Source organism: Maricaulis sp. W15, assembly GCF_001924955.1.
GTDB classification, from domain to species: domain Bacteria; phylum Pseudomonadota; class Alphaproteobacteria; order Caulobacterales; family Maricaulaceae; genus Maricaulis; species Maricaulis maris.
Genome location: NZ_LQXG01000016.1, coordinates 13,357 through 28,802 on the forward strand (window position 1 = coordinate 13,357; position 15,446 = coordinate 28,802).

The 15,446-nt window shown below is 65.0% G+C and carries 13 protein-coding genes; 2 read left to right on the top strand and 11 right to left on the bottom strand.

The features are described from left to right. Positions 1 to 43: 43 nt before the first annotated feature. The 4 genes from AWH62_RS08090 to AWH62_RS08105 all read right to left on the bottom strand — a co-directional run bounded on the left by AWH62_RS08090 (position 44) and on the right by AWH62_RS08105 (position 4,658). Positions 44 to 802, bottom strand: coding sequence for an SDR family NAD(P)-dependent oxidoreductase (locus AWH62_RS08090; protein WP_075189982.1), 759 nt, complete (start codon positions 800 to 802; stop codon positions 44 to 46). Continuing rightward, a complete protein-coding gene (locus AWH62_RS08095; protein WP_075189983.1) occupies positions 799 to 1,962 on the bottom strand; it encodes a fumarylacetoacetate hydrolase family protein in 1,164 nt (387 codons plus the stop codon). The genes AWH62_RS08090 and AWH62_RS08095 overlap by 4 nt, the downstream gene beginning before the upstream one ends. 113 nt (positions 1,963 to 2,075) lie before the next feature. Continuing rightward, positions 2,076 to 3,125: a LacI family DNA-binding transcriptional regulator gene (locus tag AWH62_RS08100; RefSeq protein WP_198928872.1), complete on the bottom strand. Its 1,050-nt coding sequence runs from the start codon at positions 3,123 to 3,125 to the stop codon at positions 2,076 to 2,078. Between the two features lie 42 nt (positions 3,126 to 3,167). Continuing rightward, on the bottom strand, positions 3,168 to 4,658 hold the full coding sequence (locus AWH62_RS08105; protein WP_075189984.1) for a mannitol dehydrogenase family protein: 1,491 nt from the start codon (positions 4,656 to 4,658) through the stop codon (positions 3,168 to 3,170). Between the two features lie 146 nt (positions 4,659 to 4,804). On the opposite strand from AWH62_RS08105, the gene manD reads away from it, so the two are divergent. Both manD and AWH62_RS08115 read left to right on the top strand, forming a co-directional pair. Continuing rightward, on the top strand, positions 4,805 to 6,013 hold the full coding sequence (gene manD, locus AWH62_RS08110) for a D-mannonate dehydratase ManD (protein WP_075189985.1): 1,209 nt from the start codon (positions 4,805 to 4,807) through the stop codon (positions 6,011 to 6,013). 2 nt (positions 6,014 to 6,015) lie between these two features. After that, the gene (locus AWH62_RS08115) at positions 6,016 to 8,025 is read left to right on the top strand and encodes a sialate O-acetylesterase (protein WP_075189986.1); all 2,010 of its coding nucleotides are present in this window, start codon (positions 6,016 to 6,018) and stop codon (positions 8,023 to 8,025) included. Between the two features lie 21 nt (positions 8,026 to 8,046). Here AWH62_RS08115 and AWH62_RS08120 read toward each other — a convergent pair whose 3' ends face one another. The 7 genes from AWH62_RS08120 to AWH62_RS08150 all read right to left on the bottom strand — a co-directional run bounded on the left by AWH62_RS08120 (position 8,047) and on the right by AWH62_RS08150 (position 15,434). Beyond that, a complete protein-coding gene (locus tag AWH62_RS08120; protein WP_075190279.1) occupies positions 8,047 to 9,174 on the bottom strand; it encodes a class I SAM-dependent RNA methyltransferase in 1,128 nt (375 codons plus the stop codon). 46 nt (positions 9,175 to 9,220) lie between these two features. Then, positions 9,221 to 10,306: a molybdenum ABC transporter ATP-binding protein gene (gene modC, locus AWH62_RS08125; RefSeq protein WP_075189987.1), complete on the bottom strand. Its 1,086-nt coding sequence runs from the start codon at positions 10,304 to 10,306 to the stop codon at positions 9,221 to 9,223. After that, on the bottom strand, positions 10,303 to 10,995 hold the full coding sequence (modB, locus tag AWH62_RS08130) for a molybdate ABC transporter permease subunit (protein ID WP_075189988.1): 693 nt from the start codon (positions 10,993 to 10,995) through the stop codon (positions 10,303 to 10,305). Before modB ends, modC begins: the two co-directional genes overlap by 4 nt. A gap of 12 nt (positions 10,996 to 11,007) precedes the next feature. Further along, positions 11,008 to 11,829 carry a molybdate ABC transporter substrate-binding protein gene (modA, locus tag AWH62_RS08135; RefSeq protein WP_233128279.1) on the bottom strand — a complete coding sequence of 274 codons (822 nt, stop codon included), beginning with the start codon at positions 11,827 to 11,829 and terminating at the stop codon, positions 11,008 to 11,010. After that, positions 11,822 to 12,505 carry an SDR family NAD(P)-dependent oxidoreductase gene (locus AWH62_RS08140; protein WP_075189990.1) on the bottom strand — a complete coding sequence of 228 codons (684 nt, stop codon included), beginning with the start codon at positions 12,503 to 12,505 and terminating at the stop codon, positions 11,822 to 11,824. Before AWH62_RS08140 ends, modA begins: the two co-directional genes overlap by 8 nt. Before the next feature lie 180 nt (positions 12,506 to 12,685). Then, positions 12,686 to 13,957, bottom strand: a complete 1,272-nt coding sequence (gabT, locus tag AWH62_RS08145; protein WP_075189991.1) for a 4-aminobutyrate--2-oxoglutarate transaminase — start codon at positions 13,955 to 13,957, stop codon at positions 12,686 to 12,688. Between the two features lie 19 nt (positions 13,958 to 13,976). Continuing rightward, positions 13,977 to 15,434, bottom strand: a complete 1,458-nt coding sequence (locus AWH62_RS08150) for an NAD-dependent succinate-semialdehyde dehydrogenase (protein ID WP_198928873.1) — start codon at positions 15,432 to 15,434, stop codon at positions 13,977 to 13,979. Positions 15,435 to 15,446 lie beyond the last annotated feature (12 nt).

Here is a 15,446-nt window from a genome sequence, read left to right on the forward strand (position 1 = left end):
CAACTCTCCCCATACGGGCCTTTGGCCCTTTTTGATGATGCGTCTATCTCCAGCCCGCATCGACGAAATACTCGTGGCCCGTACACGCCCGGGCGTCATCGGACGCCAAAAACAGGGCCATGGCCAGTATGTCCTTGGGCTCAACCCGCAGCTTGAGGCATTGCGCGGCAACGATCTCGGCCTCGCCTTCCGGCGTGTACCATTTCTCCTGTCGCGGTGTTTTGACATTGCCTGGCACGATGCAGGTCACCCGGATCCCGTCCGGCCCCAACTCGCGTGCCAAGGCACGGGTCATGCCCTCGATCGCCGATTTGGCGGTCTGGTAGACTGACAGGTCCGGCAGGGCGAGGTGCCAGGAAATCGAACCGAGATTGATGACCACGCCGGAGCCCTGCGCCTTCATGCCGGCGGCGACTTCGCGGGTGGCAAAATATTTGTGACGCAGATTCACCGCCATCCGGTTGTCCCAGTATTCCGGGGTCACGTCGGCGATGGTGTGACGGTCGTCATTGGCCGCATTGTTGATCAGGACATCGACCGTGCCGAGCTCGGTCCGGATCGCGTCGAAACACGCATGCAGTGCATCCAGATCGGTCAGATCGCAATGGCGGTAGACCGGGGCCGGATCGAGAGCAGACAAACGGTCTGCAATCTCTGTGGCCGGCCCGTCACAAATGTCGAGAAAGACCACCCGGGCGCCTTGGCGGGCAAAGCCTTCCGTCAGCGCCGCACCAATACCCGACCCGCCGCCTGAAATCACGACCAGCTTACCTTTGAGGGAGGGATAGATCGCGCCGCTCATGCTGCACTCCCCAACAGGCCACGGGACGCCAGATTGCGCATCAGGCCGGATATCCCCAGCGTCCAGGGCGGTGCCAGATCACAGGTCGTGACCTCATTGACCAGGGCGCCCAGACGCGGCGTCGATACAGTCACCTGGTCACCAATCTTGTGGGTGAAACCCTGTCCCGGCTTGTCGCGGTCCGCGACCGGCGCAAACATGGTGCCGAGCATCAGGGCGAACCCGTCGGGATATTGGTGATGTTTGCCAATCGCCTGGCCGACGAGTTCGAGCGGGTCACGGCTGATTTGCGACATCGAACTCTGGCCGGTCAGGGTGAATCCGTCCGGCCCGGTGATCTCCAGCGAAATCTCCGCCCGGCGAACATCATCAATGCCGAAACGGGCGTCAAACAGGCGGATGAAGGGACCCAGAGCGCAGGAGGCATTATTGTCCTTGGCCTTGCCCAGCAGCAGGGCCGACCGGCCCTCGAAATCACGCAGATTGACGTCATTGCCGAGCGTGGCACCGACCACACGGCCGCTCGCATCACAGACCAGCGCGATTTCCGGCTCGGGGTTATTCCAGTACGAGTCCGACCGCACCCCCACCCGGTCACCCCAGCCGACCGCAGACAGGGTCGGTGATTTGGTGAAGATCTCGGCGTCCGGCCCGATCGCGACTTCAAGGTATTGCGACCAGAGGCCGTCGGAGATCAGGGCTGCCTTGAGTTGCGCGGCCTGGTCGGATCCGGGTTTGACCGACGCGATATCGGCGCCGATACGGGCCTGCAGGGCGTCGCGTATATCGCGCGCGCGGTCAGCATGACCCTGGGCGCGTTCCTCGATCACCCGCTCGATGGCAGAGATGGCGAAGGTCACACCAGACGCTTTCACACATTGCAGGTCGATCGGCGCGAGCAATTTGACCGCACCCGACGGTTCCGGGCCGAAATCGGCAACCAGGCCGAGATCATCCAGCGCGCCGAGATCGCGCCCCCCCACGCCGGGTAGTGCGTCGGCGCTCGCCAGGGCGTCAGACACCGTCGGGGCGAAACGGGAAATGTCCTGTACCCGGCCATCGCGGACCAGCACCGGAGCCGGGCCTTCAGGCAGGGCCAGACGGCCGATCAGGACAGCGTCCTTCCGGTCCACCGGCAGGCAGTCAGTAAGCTGGGTCATTCCTCCCCCGAGGATTGTCTGTGGCATGGTGCCCATTCCGGGCTTTTTAATAGCGCTAACATCATTTTGTCTGACAACGAAGTCAAGCCTTCGCGGCCGCCCTCTCCAAAGTTTCAGGAATTGCCCGGCACCTGTCCGGTCGAGGCCCGCACGATGAGTTGGTGCGGGAGGAGTTGATCGATCAGCGATCGCGCATCACGGCGCGACTGGTCACGCGATTCCTGCAGAACGAGACGCAGGGCAGCCTCGGCCATGCGGGCGACCGGCTGGCGGATTGTTGTCAGCTCCGGCCAGACGGCCGTGGCCAGCGGCGTGTCATCGAAACCGGCAACCGACAGATCGCCCGGCACATCCAGGCCGCGGCGATGCGCCGCCGCCAGGGCGCCGGCGGCCATGTCGTCATTGGAGGCGAAAATGGCGGTCGGCGGATCGTCGAGCGTGAGCAGGCGTTCAGCCGCTTCGAAGCCGGACCGATAGGTGAAATCACCGGGTTCGACCAAGGGGTCCGCCGGCGGTTCGGCGCGCCGGATCTCGGTCTCGAAGCCCAACAGGCGCTCGACGCTGGCAGTCTGGTTGACGGCCCCCTTGATGAAACCGATACGGCGATGGCCGAGTTCGATCAGGTGTCGCGTCATCTCGGTGGCGGCGGCAAAATCATCCATCCGCACGGCGTGGGTGTCAGGGCGGGGATGGCCGGTCCCGACCGCGATCGCGACAACACCGGCCTCGCGCAGTGCCGCGATGGCCCGGTCAGACTCAGCATGCGGCGCCGGCAGGATGACGCCGGCCACACCGCCCGCAATCAAGCGCCCGATAGCTGCGGACTCGCTGTCCGACGAGGTGTCGCACTTCTCGATCACCAACAGGGCGCCGCTGGTCTGTGCCCCGTCAAGCGCGCCGACCAGGAATTGCGACAGATAGCCCGCCGACGGATTGGAATAGAGCAGCCCGATCCGGCCGGCACCATTGCGGGCCAGGCTGCGCGCTGCGGCGTTGGGGGAATAGCCCAGCGCCTTGACCGCCCCCATCACCGCTTCGCGGGTCGAATCCTTGACGCCGGGGACATTGTTCATGACCCGCGATACCGTCATCAGCGAAACCCCGGCCTCGCGCGCGACGTGATCCATCGTCACGCCGCCGGTGCGTTTCTTGGTCCGGCTCACACGCCCTCCCCGTTTGCTGGTGATCCTGATCGCCGCCTCTCCTCAAGCATCCGCCGGCTGCACCGGGCGGGCAAGCCCGGCCGCCACACAGCGGGCCGCACCGCGATCCAAAAGCCCCGCCAGCGCGTCTGTCAGCGCCGCCACCACGTCGGGGCGACGTGCGAGGTCGCGCCCGAACACCGGTTCGATTGCCAGCAATGCCTGTACCTGCGCCGCTGGATCGGCACCGGCCCTGGCCAAGGCGTCATGGGTCCGGTCTGCCAGCGGATCATCGACGTCATAGGCACGGCCTTGTTCATCCACACCCGTCTGCCAGCGCATCCAGGCGGCGATGGCGAGGCAGATCGCCGGCGAGGCCAGACCAACCGCGAGCCGGTCCCGCAAGGTCGCCAGCAAGCGCTGCGGCAGTTTCTGCGACCCGTCCATGGCGATCTGGACCAGGCTGTGTTCCAGCGCCGGATTGGCAAAACGTTGCACCAGGGCAGCGCGATAGGCCGCCGCGTTAAAGCCCGCAGGTGCATCCAGCGTCGACTGGGCCTCATCCCAGATCGCATTGACGAGCGCGTCAAAGCCCGGCGCTGCCATCGCCTCGTGCACAAAACGGTGGCCCGCCAGCGCGCCGAGATAGGCCAGTGTCGAATGCGAGCCGTTGAGCAGGCGCAGCTTGATCCGCTCCCAGGCGGCGACATCGTCGGTCATCTCGACGCCGACGGATTCCAAGGGCGGGCGCCGGTCAGAGAACCAATCCTCGACCACCCATTGGGTAAAACCCTCGGTCTTGACCATGGCCTCGTCGCGATAACCCAGACTGGCCTCGAGCGCGTCAATATCAGCCGCCGTTGTCGCCGGTACGATGCGGTCCACCATGGAAGAGGGAAAGGCCGCTTCGGTTTCGATCCAGCCGGCCAAATCCGGATCGAGCGCGTGGGCAAAGGCCAGCACCGCCTGGCGCGTACGCCGTCCATTGTCCGGGATATTGTCGCAGGACAGGGCGGTGAAGGGTGGCAGGCCTGCCACCCTGCGCGCCGCCAACGCCGCCACCAGAAGACCGGGCACACTGCGCGGGTGGGCCGCGTCGGCGAGATCAGCGCGGATTTCCGGCGCCTCCAGCATCAGGGCACCGCTTTGCGGATCAAGCAGATAACCCTTCTCGGTCACGGTCAGTGTCACCAGGGCGGTATCGGGATGGGCCATCGCGGCAACCAGCGCTGCAGGATCGTCCGGCGCGACCAGAACGTCGCGAATGGCCCCGATGATCTGGCGCCGCTCGCCATCGGCGTCGCGGATCTGGCAGGTATAGAGTCCGTCCTGCGGATTGAGCTGGCCGGCAACACGGGGCGAGCGCAACGAGGCACCGCGGATCATCCAACCGGTCTCGCCCGCTGCCATAAGCGCATCGAAACAGACCGCCTGGTGCGCGCGGTGGAAAGCGCCCAATCCGAGGTGCACGATCCCGACCGGCTGGCTACGGTCATAGCCCGGCCGGGCAAGCCCTTTCGGCAGGCCAGCAATCAGGTCGGCCTGCAATCTCATCGGCAAATCGCCCGACCGAAACGCTGTCGCGCGCCCGCTCTCGTCGCCATCCCCTGTCCCCTTATGTCCGGATCTACCGTGAAGTTGACAGAGCCGCAGTGGCGCGTCAATCAATTGTCTGACAAGAAAGCGTGCCGGAGCCCGCCATGAGGATAATCGCAGCCAAAGTCATCGTGACCTGCCCCGGTCGCAACTTCGTGACGCTGAAAATAGAGACCGACCAGGGCCTTCACGGCATCGGCGACGCGACGCTCAACGGGCGGGAAAAGGCCGTCGTCGCCTATCTGGAAGAGCATGTGATTCCGCTCCTGATCGGCCGCGACGCGCACCGGATCGAGGATATCTGGCAATATCTCTATCGCGGGGCCTATTGGCGTCGCGGCCCCGTCACCATGTCGGCGATCGCGGCTGTTGATACCGCACTCTGGGACATCAAGGCCAAAGCGGCGGGCATGCCACTCTATCAATTGCTTGGCGGTGCCTCACGCGATGGCGTCCTGGTCTATGGCCATGCCAATGGCGCCGATATCGAGGAGACCGTCGACGCGGTCGGCCGCTATCAGGACATGGGCTACAAGGCGATCCGGGCCCAGTCCGGCGTACCGGGGGTCAAGGGGGCCTATGGCGTTGGCAAGGGTGGTCTCTATTACGAGCCCGCCGACAGTGCCTTGCCGAGCGAGACTGTTTGGACGACCTCGACCTATCTCGACCACGCGCCAAAACTCTTCGAACGCCTGCGCGCCACCTACGGGCCGGAAATCGAGCTGTTGCACGATGTCCACCACCGCCTGACCCCGATCGAGGCGGCCCGGCTGGGCAAATCACTGGAACCCTTTCGCCTGTTCTGGATGGAGGACTGCACGCCGGCGGAGAACCAGGACGCCTTCCGCCTCGTACGCCAACACACCACGACCCCGCTCGCAGTCGGCGAGATCTTCAATTCGATCCATGACTGCCGAACGCTGATCGAGGAACAATTGATCGACTATATCCGCACCACCGTGGTGCACGCCGGCGGCATCACCCATCTGCGCCAGATCGCCGGGCTGGCCGCGCTCTATCAAGTGCGCACCGGTTGTCATGGCGCCACCGACCTGTCGCCGGCCTGTATGGGCGCGGCGCTGCATTTCGACCTCTGGGTGCCCAATTTCGGAATCCAGGAATATATGCGCCATTCCGAAGAAACCGACGCCGTCTTCCCGCACGCCTATACGTTTAATGACGGCTATCTCCATCCCGGCGAGGCGGTCGGCCACGGCGTCGATATCGACGAGGCGCTGGCCACAAAATACCCCTATGACCCCAAGCAGCTTCCCGTCGCCAGACTGACCGACGGCTCGATGTGGAATTGGTAGACATGACCGAATTTGCCCGCCCGAATGCCCGTCTGTCGCCGGCCCTGGTGATTGCACTCGCCCTCGGCGCCTGTTCGGCCGGACAGCCGACCGTTGCTGCCGCCCGTACGGTGCAGGACAATCCCGCCACCCTCAATCTGCTCGACCCGATCTTCACCGATCACATGGTGATCCAGCGCGACCAGCCGGCCACGATCTGGGGACAGGCCGAGCCGGGCACCACGGTCACTGTGCGCTTGGGCATCGACAGCCAGGACGCCACAACCGATGACGAAGGCCGTTGGCAGGCGGTCTTTGCACCCCATTCGGCCGGCGAGCGGCTGGCGTTGGAAGTCGTCACCGCGCAGGGTGTCGCGCAACGGGTCGATGATATCCTGGTCGGCGATGTCTGGCTGTGTTCCGGCCAGTCCAACATGGAATTCCCGGTGCTTCGCGCGCTCAATCCGGGCAGTGAGATATCCGGCCCGCACAATCCCGCCATCCGCTTGCTGACCATCGCCCATGACAGCCAGGTCACGCCGCAGGCCGACCACGCCGATCCGGATGTCTGGCAGATTGCCTCACCCGACAGCGTCCCTGATTTCTCGGCTGTCTGCTATTTCTTCGCTCGTGAGCTGCAAGCCCGTATCGATGTCCCGATGGGACTGATCGACGCCTCCTGGGGCGGGTCCCAGATCGAAGCCTGGATCAGTGCCGATGGCTTGCGCACGACCGGCGACTTCAACGCTTCGCTCGACACGCTGGCCCTCTATGCCACCGATCGTGCCGCCGCCAGCGCCGGCTTCGGCGTCGAATGGGAAGCCTGGTGGCAGGACGCCGCCGGCACGGCGCCATGGACCGATGAGGCGGTGATGGCCGAACCCGGCCAGCCGGCACCGGCGCAGATGGGCGATTGGCGCAGCTGGGACATCGAAGGGATGGACCGGCATCTGGGCATGGTCTGGTTCACGCGACAAATCGAGCTGGATGCCGTGCAGGCAGCCCAGGACGCCTGGATCGATCTCGGCGGGATCGACGAGGTTGATGCCAGCTGGGTCAATGGCCAATTCGTTGGCGCGACCTTCGGCTGGGGGTCCGGCCGCACCTATGACCTGCCGCAAGGCAGCCTGCGCGCCGGCAGCAACATGATCGCAGTCAATGTCCTCAACACCTGGGGTGCCGGCGGCATGGTCGGCCCGAACGAGGCTGTCCGCCTGCGCTTTGCCGATGGCAGCACCGTGGCGCTGGCCGGCGATTGGCGCTTTGCGCCGGTTCCATCCTCGATCGGATCACCACCGCGGGCGCCATGGGAATCCGTCGGCGGGTTGACCGGCATGTATAACGGCATGGTCGCACCGCTCGAACACACCCGCTTGGCCGGCATGATCTGGTATCAGGGCGAATCCAATACCGGGCGGGCCGACGCCTATGAGGGGTTGCTTGAGACACTCCTGGCGGATTGGCGGAACCAGTTCGGTGCGGACATGCCGGCCCTGATCGTGCAGCTGGCCAATTTCGGCGCCCTGGCGGACCAGCCGGTCAATTCCGGCTGGGCCCGGGTGCGCGATGCCCAACGCCGGGTCGCCGAGCGTGATCCACGCGCCGGCCTGGTGGTCACCATCGATATTGGTGACCGGCTCGACATTCATCCGCCCAACAAGCAGGAAGTCGGGCGCCGCGCAGCCCGCGCCGCCCTCCACGTCCTGCACGATGGCGCCGGGACCGGCTGGGGTGCACGGCCACGCGACGCTCGCCGAGCGGATGATCAAATCGTGCTGCGTTTCGACGATGTCGAGGGTGGTCTGCATGCCATGAGCACGGATGCGCCGGGCGGTTATGAAGCCTGCAGTGCCGACGAATGCCGCTATGTTCCGGCCCGGCTGGCCGATGATCACATCGTGCTGTCGCTGGCTCCGGATGCGGGACCCGTCAGCCATGTGCGCTATTGCTGGGCCGACGCACCGATCTGCCCGCTCTATGACGGAGCCGGCCTGCCGGTCGGCCCGTTCGAGCTGGCTGTGGTCCGGGAATAGACGGTCGCGAACCTCGCGAACTCAGCGCAAGGGCCCGGTCGTGTACAATCGGATTTTGAGCCCGCCATGATCGACCGGCCGCCCCGGCGGTCCGAATGGCAGGCGCGTGGCCCGGGCCAGCGCGGGATCGGTGGTCACAATCGCGGCTCGCCAACCGGAGAACCGCATCCGCAGTGCATCGCCCAGCGCACCATACACCGCATACAGGGATTTTTTGTTCCCGATCCGGGCGCCATACGGCGGATTGGCAATGACCAAGCCTGGCGCTCCGGCGGGGCAGGACAATTCCATGACAGGTGTGATGTCGAACGCCGTCATGGCCGCGACACCGGCGCGTTCGGCGTTTGTCCGGCTCATCCGGATCGCGCCTGCATCACGATCCGAGCCGAAACAACGGGTTTCCGACCTGGCGATGGCGGCCTGTTCAATACGCTCAGCCTTCATCATGCACCAAGCCTGAGCATCGAAACCGGCCAGAAGTTCGAAGGCAAATGCCCGGCCGCGGCCCGGCAGGAGGCCCGCCCCCATTTCGGCGGCCTCGATCACGAATGTTCCGGAGCCGCACATCGGGTCCAGCACCGGCTCGACACCGTCAAACCCCGCTTCACGCAGGAAGAGTGCCGCCAGGGTTTCGCGCATCGGCGCCTTGTTGACCTCAGCCTTGAAACCGCGCCGGTGCAGGAGTTCGCCGGAGGTATCGACGCTCAGCGTGCACAGATTGTCCTCGATCCGGACCCGTACACACAAGGCCGCCTCGTCATTCACCGGCGCACCGCAGATCGCTTCGATCGCTTTCGAGACACGCTCGGCAGCGGCACCGGCATGATAGATTTTCGAGCGGCGGCAACTTGCTTCAACGCGGACCGGGACATCCGGACGAAGCAAGCCTTTCCAGTCGACCCGATGGGCGAGCTTGTCGAGTTGCGACAGGTGGACAACGCGGAAAGCGTCGATCCGGGCCAGGATGCGGCTGGCGCCACGGATTTCCAGATTGGCCCGCCACACATCCGGCCAGCCGCCCTGTATGGTCACACCACCCGGTTCAGGGCGCGGGGCTGCAAACCCTTTTTCCGACAATTCTGCGCAAAGCGTCGGCTCAAGCCCGGGAACCACGGCCAGGAATATTTCGAAGTCGGTTTCGCGTGTCATTGCGGACATCTAGCCGAGAACGGCCCGGGAGGCGACCACAAGCCACTCAGGCCTGACCGATCTCGTCCATCGCAATCGCCAGTGACTTCACCACCGCGTGGCAGGATGCCCCCTCGGAGATATCCAGCGCCGCGACAGAGCGGCGGGTCACGCGCGCCAGCACCGGCCCCGCCGGCGTGGTGAGTGTCACGAGTGCCGCCGCAGGGTCGATAACCGCGACACGCTCGACAACCGCGGGCAAGACATTAAGCGCCGACAGACCGACCGGGGGGCCGCGCGAAATCAGGACATCCGTGGCCGCAATGCGCAAGCGAACCGATCCGTCTGCCGGTCCGACAAAGTCCGGCAGGAAAAGCGGGACACCACCAGCCGATAACTCCGTGACGCCGTCAGGATGGCGACGCTCGACCCGCGCACTGATTATGGCGCCCGCCTGGTCGGCCCCCGACGGCAGAAGGGCCGGATTGCCCAGAACCTGCGCCGCACTGCCCTGGCCGATGACCTTTCCGTCATCGAGCACAACGACCGTCGTCGCCAGCCGAACCACTTCCGACACGGAATGCGAAACATAGAGGATCGGGATCGAGAGTTCGTCACGCAAGCGTTCGAAATAGGACAGGATTTCGGCTTTGCGAGGCCCGTCCAATGCTGCCAGCGGCTCGTCTGCCAACAGGATGTCCGGATTGCTGAGCAAGGCGCGACCGATCGCAACCCGTTGCCGTTCACCGCCGGACAGAGCCGCGATGGGCCGATCCAGCAGCGCCCCAATTCCGAGCAGGTCGACGACGGGGCCGAGATCGCCAGCGCCGGCTCGCCCGGACGCGAAACGCCGACCGTAAAGCAGGTTGCCCCGGACATTCAGATGCGGAAACAGGCGGTCATCCTGAAACACACACGCCAGCCGCCTGCGATGCGGCGGCGTGAACACGCCCGCATCCGTGTCATTGAGACAGCGGCCATCAATACTGATGTGCGCGTGCTGCGGCCGGTACAGGCCGCACACCGCACTGACCAGGCTGGACTTGCCGGCACCCGAGCGCCCGAACAGCACCGTCACACCGGCCGGCGCTTCAAACTGCGCATCCAGCGCGAAATCACCCAATTGGTGCCGGATCGCGACCCGAAGACTCATCGGCCACTCACCCGCCGCGCGACGCGGCGCGCCAGGATTTCCGACGCAATCAGCGCTGATATCGAGATCACGACCGAGATCACTACCAAGCGCATGGCCGACGCCTCGCCGCCGGGAACCTGCAGGAAAGCATGGATTGCGGTTGGCAGGGTCTGGGTCTGGCCGGGGATGTTGGCGACGAAAGTGATGGTCGCTCCGAACTCACCCATGGCCTTGGCGAAGGCAAGGATGGCGCCAGCCACAACACCGGGAAGCGCCAGTGGAAGGGTCACGGTCAGAAATACCCAGGCCGGCCCCGCACCCAGCGTCGCACTGGCCTGCTCCAGCCTTGGATCGACCGCCTCTATCGAGAGGCGGATCGCCCGCACCATCAGCGGAAAGGCCATGATGGCGGCGGCCAGCACGGCGCCCGTCCAGCGAAAGGCAAACACAATGCCGAAGGGCTCAAGCAGGGCCCCGACCGGCCCTTGGGTGCCGAATGCGAGCAACAGCAGATACCCCGTCACCACGGGCGGCAGGATGAGTGGCAAATGCACAAGGGCATTGAGGACTGACCGACCGGGAAACCGACCGCGCGCCAACAAATGCGCCACCGACAGGCCGGGTGGCAGGCTGAGCAAGGTCGCCCAAGCGGCCACACGCAGCGACAGCGTCACCGCCTGCCATTCCTGCGCACTCAACCCGTCCATCGGCGCCGCCTCCTAGAATTCGCCAACGACAAACCCCAGCGCCGCCAGCACCGCTCGGGCCCGGTCGTCGCGCAGGAAGTCGATAAATTGCCGAACCGCATCGCGATCATTGCCGGTCGTTATCGCGACCGGATAAGCGATCGGTGGATGGCTGGCCGCCGGCAGGCGATAGAGGACAGAGACACGCGGGTCGGCGTGCGCATCGCTCTGGTAGACAAGGCCCAACGGCGCTTCACCCAGCGCAACCAGCGCCAGGGCCGCGCGAACATTGTCGGCTTGCACGATACGCGGCGACAGCTCATCCCAAAGTCCGCGTGATTGCAGTGCCGCCTGGCCGTAAATCCCGGCCGGGACAGAGGCGATCAACGCCATCGCCAAGGGCCTGTCACCGAGTTCCGCGAAACAGGCAGCGACGGTCAACTCGGGCCAGGTCTCGCGGCCGCCGCCATGACCGACCAGGACGAGCCGATTGCCGGCAAGGTCAAAGCGACTGTCCGGCTCGATCCAGCCCGCCGCCTCAAGCCAATCCATCCAGCCGGCATTGGCGGACATGACAATGTCAGCTGGCGCGCCATGCGCGATCTGCCGAGCGATGGCCGGTGAGCCGGCGAAGGCCAGGGTCAGCCGGTGCCCGGTTTCGCGCTCGAAATCATCGCTGATCTGTTCCAGCGCGGTGCGCAAACTCGACGCGGCAAACACCGTGATGTCGTCGGCATGGGACGGCGCCCGCCAGCCGGCGGCAAGGGTCAAGGCAGCCAGCACGCCGATGAGGACGTGAACCGGCATCCGGCAGCGCACGCCCAACTGCCGATCACAGGCCTTCAGATCAGACACGACCCGTCACGGGCAGCAAAGCGCCAGTCACAGCACGCGCCTGCTCACTGGCGAGAAAGAGAATGACGGCTGCCAGATCATCCGGGGCGACCCAGTCGGACGGGTCCGCGTCCGGCATGTCGGCCCGGTTGGCCGGTGTGTCGATGATGGATGGCAAGACGGCATTGACGGTGACCTTGCCGAGCAGCTCACGCGACAGGCTCTCCGTGAGACGTGCGACGCCGGCCTTTGACGCGGCGTAGGCGCCCATGCCCATGTCAGACTTGACGGCACCCGCGGCGCCAATGTTCACAATTCGCCCGGACTGGCTTTTGGTGAGCCAGGGCAAGGCCGCCTTGCTGGCGACAACCGCGGTCCGCAGATTGATTGCGAACATGCGTTCCCAGCTTTCGACATCGCCGTCCTGCAGGGTCTCCCAGGCGAACCCACCCGCGATATTGAGCAGGGCATCGATACCGCCGCACTGGTCAGCGGCGTCTGCCATGGCTGCGCTGGCGGAGGCCGCATCCGTGAGATCGACATCGCCGAACCGGACATCACCGGCCAGGCCCGCCTTGTCACCAATCGATGCCCGGTCGATCAAGACCACCTGATAACCATCGGTCAGCGCGCGCCGCGCCGCCGCCTGCCCGAGAATGCCGGCACCGCCGGTAATCACGATCGTGCGCTTGCTCATTGTCCATCCTGCTGTCTTGGCGTGGGTCGGGCGATATCCGCCCGGGCAAATATCGGACCCTTGCCGGTCCTGGCCCGAACCTATCGCAGCGCGCGACCCGATACCAATCACGGACTGCGGCGCGATCAGCGTTGCAGACGCGACAGGGACATCACCCGGCCGGATCAGAATATGCCAAGCCTATGCAGCGCTGACCGCAGCCTCGAACACGTCCAGCCCCTCATCGAGCTGGTCAAACGGAATGGTCAGCGGTGGGAGGAATCTGACGACATTCCCGCGAACCCCGCAGGACAGAAGCAGCAAACCACGCGCGCGCGCTTCCGCGACCACGCGCCCGGTTCGAGCGGCATCCGGTTTGGCTGCATCGCCATCGACAACGAACTCCACCGCGCTCATGGCGCCGACCGTCCGCACATCGCCCAAGCCCGTGTCGGCTTGCCGGATCGCTTCGCAGCGCCGGACTATCCGGTCGCCGATCTCAATCGCGCGTTCACAAAGACCTTCCGCCTCTATCGTGTCGAGCACGGCCAGCCCGGCCGCGCAGCCCAAGGGCGAGCCGCCATAGGTACCGCCCAGCCCGCCAGGATTGGCCGCATCCATGATCGCCGCCTTGCCGATCACGCCTGAGATCGGGAAACCACCGGCCATGGCTTTTGCCACCGTCATCAAATCAGGCTCGATACCGGCGTGATTGACCGCGAACATGGCGCCGGTCCGGGCAAAGCCGGACTGGATTTCATCGACAATGAGGAGCATGCCGTGCCGGTCGCAAACATCGCGCAGGGCGCGCATGAAAGCGGGCGAGGCGGCATAGAAACCACCCTCACCCTGGACCGGCTCGATGATCATGGCCGCGACCCGCGAGGCGTCGATATCGGCCTTGAACAAGCGTTCCAGTGCGAGCAGCGAATCGTCTTCGGAGATGCCCAGATAAGGGGCCGGGAAGGGCACATGATGAATATCCCCGGGGAAGGGACCAAAACCGGTCTTGTACGGCACAACCTTTCCGGTCAGCGCCATGCCCATCATGGTCCGGCCATGGAAGCCACCGCCAAAGGCAATGATGCCTGGGCGCCCGGTCGCGGCACGGGCAATCTTCACGGCGTTTTCAACCGCCTCGGCGCCGGTGGTCAGGAAGATCGTTTTTTTCGGCGTATCTCCGGGCGCGGCTTCGTTGAGGCGCTCGGCCAGGCGGACATAGCTCTCATAGGGCGTCACTTGCGCACAGACATGCGAGAAATTCTCGAGCTGGGCCATCACCGCGGCTTTGACAGCCGGGTGGTTGTGACCTGTGTTGGTCACCGCGATCCCGGCGGCAAAATCGAGGAAGCGTCGGCCTTCGACGTCCCAGATTTCGGCGTTCTCGGCGCGGGCCGCGAAAACCTGATGCATCATGCCGAGGCCGCGCGGAATGGCGGCTTCGCGCCGGGACCAGAGTGTTGCGTTTTCCATTACATGTCCTCCCGCCGGTTCAAGCCGACAGGCCTCCCATCAGCATGTATTTGATCTCAAGATAATCATCGAGGCCGTAGCGCGATCCTTCGCGTCCGAAGCCGGATTGTTTCACGCCGCCGAACGGCGCCGCCGCCGAGGACAGAACACCCTCATTGATACCGACCATGCCATAGGCGAGCGCCTCACCGACCCGCCAGGCCCTGCCGAGATCCCGCGTATAGACATATGCCGCAAGCCCGTACTCGGTCGCATTGGCCAGCGCTATGACGTCCGCTTCGGTCTCGAAGCCCGCCAACGGCGCGACCGGACCGAAAATTTCTTCGCGCATCACGGCCATGTCGGCGGTGATGCCGTCAATCACGGTCGGTTGATAAAAGAGGTCGCCGGCCGGGTGTTTGCCACCGCCAGTCAGGACGCGCGCCCCCCCGGCAAGCGCATCGGAGACCAAGCGCTCGATCTTAGCAAAGGCCGCCTCACTGATCAGAGGGCCGATATCTGTGCCGGACCGGTCGCCATGCCCAACCGTCAACGTCGCGACGCGCTCAGCCAAGCGGCTGGCGAATTCGGCCATCACACCGTTTTGGACAAAGACCCGATTGGCGCAGACGCAGGTCTGTCCGGCATTGCGGAATTTCGAGGCCATCAAACCATCCACGGCCGCGTCCAGATCAGAATCGTCGAAGACAATAAAGGGCGCATTCCCGCCCAATTCCATGGACACCCGCTTCACCGTCGGCGCGCATTGCGCCAGGAGTTTGCGACCGACCTCGGTGGACCCGGTAAAGGACAGTTTCCGGACAACTTCGCTGGACGTCAGCACGCCGCCGATTGCCGCAGCGTCAACACCGGGCACAATGTTGAACACGCCGGGCGGCAAACCGGCTTCCAGCCCCGTCGCCGCAGCCAGAAGCGCCGACAACGGCGTTTCCGCGGCAGGTTTCGCGACGAGGGTGCACCCCGCTGCGAGTGCGGCGGCCGCCTTGCGGACCAGCATTGCATTGGGAAAATTCCACGGCGTGATCGCAGCGCAGACACCAACCGGCGCCTTGGTGACGATAATACGCTTGTCCGAAGCCGGTGCCGGGATGACGTCGCCATACGCCCGCGTTGCTTCCTCGGAGAACCAATGCAGATACGACGCGCCGTAGAGAATTTCACCGCGCGCTTCGGTCAGCGGCTTGCCGTTTTCGCGGGTCAGAACCGGCGCCAGCTCGTCGACCCGCTCGATCATCAAGTCGGCCCAGCGACGCAGGATCGCAGCCCTGCCGGCAGCTGGCATGGCCGACCAGGAGGCCAGCGCTTCGTCCGCCGCGGCGATGGCGGCTCGGGTCTCGGCGGCACCACAATCGGAAACCGATGCGACGACATGCCCGGTCGCCGGGTCCCGCACATCGAACCGTCGACCACTCTCGGCATCACGCCAAGTTCCGCCGATCAGCGCCTGCGTTGGAACGGATAGCATCACATCCAGCATTTGTTTCCCCAT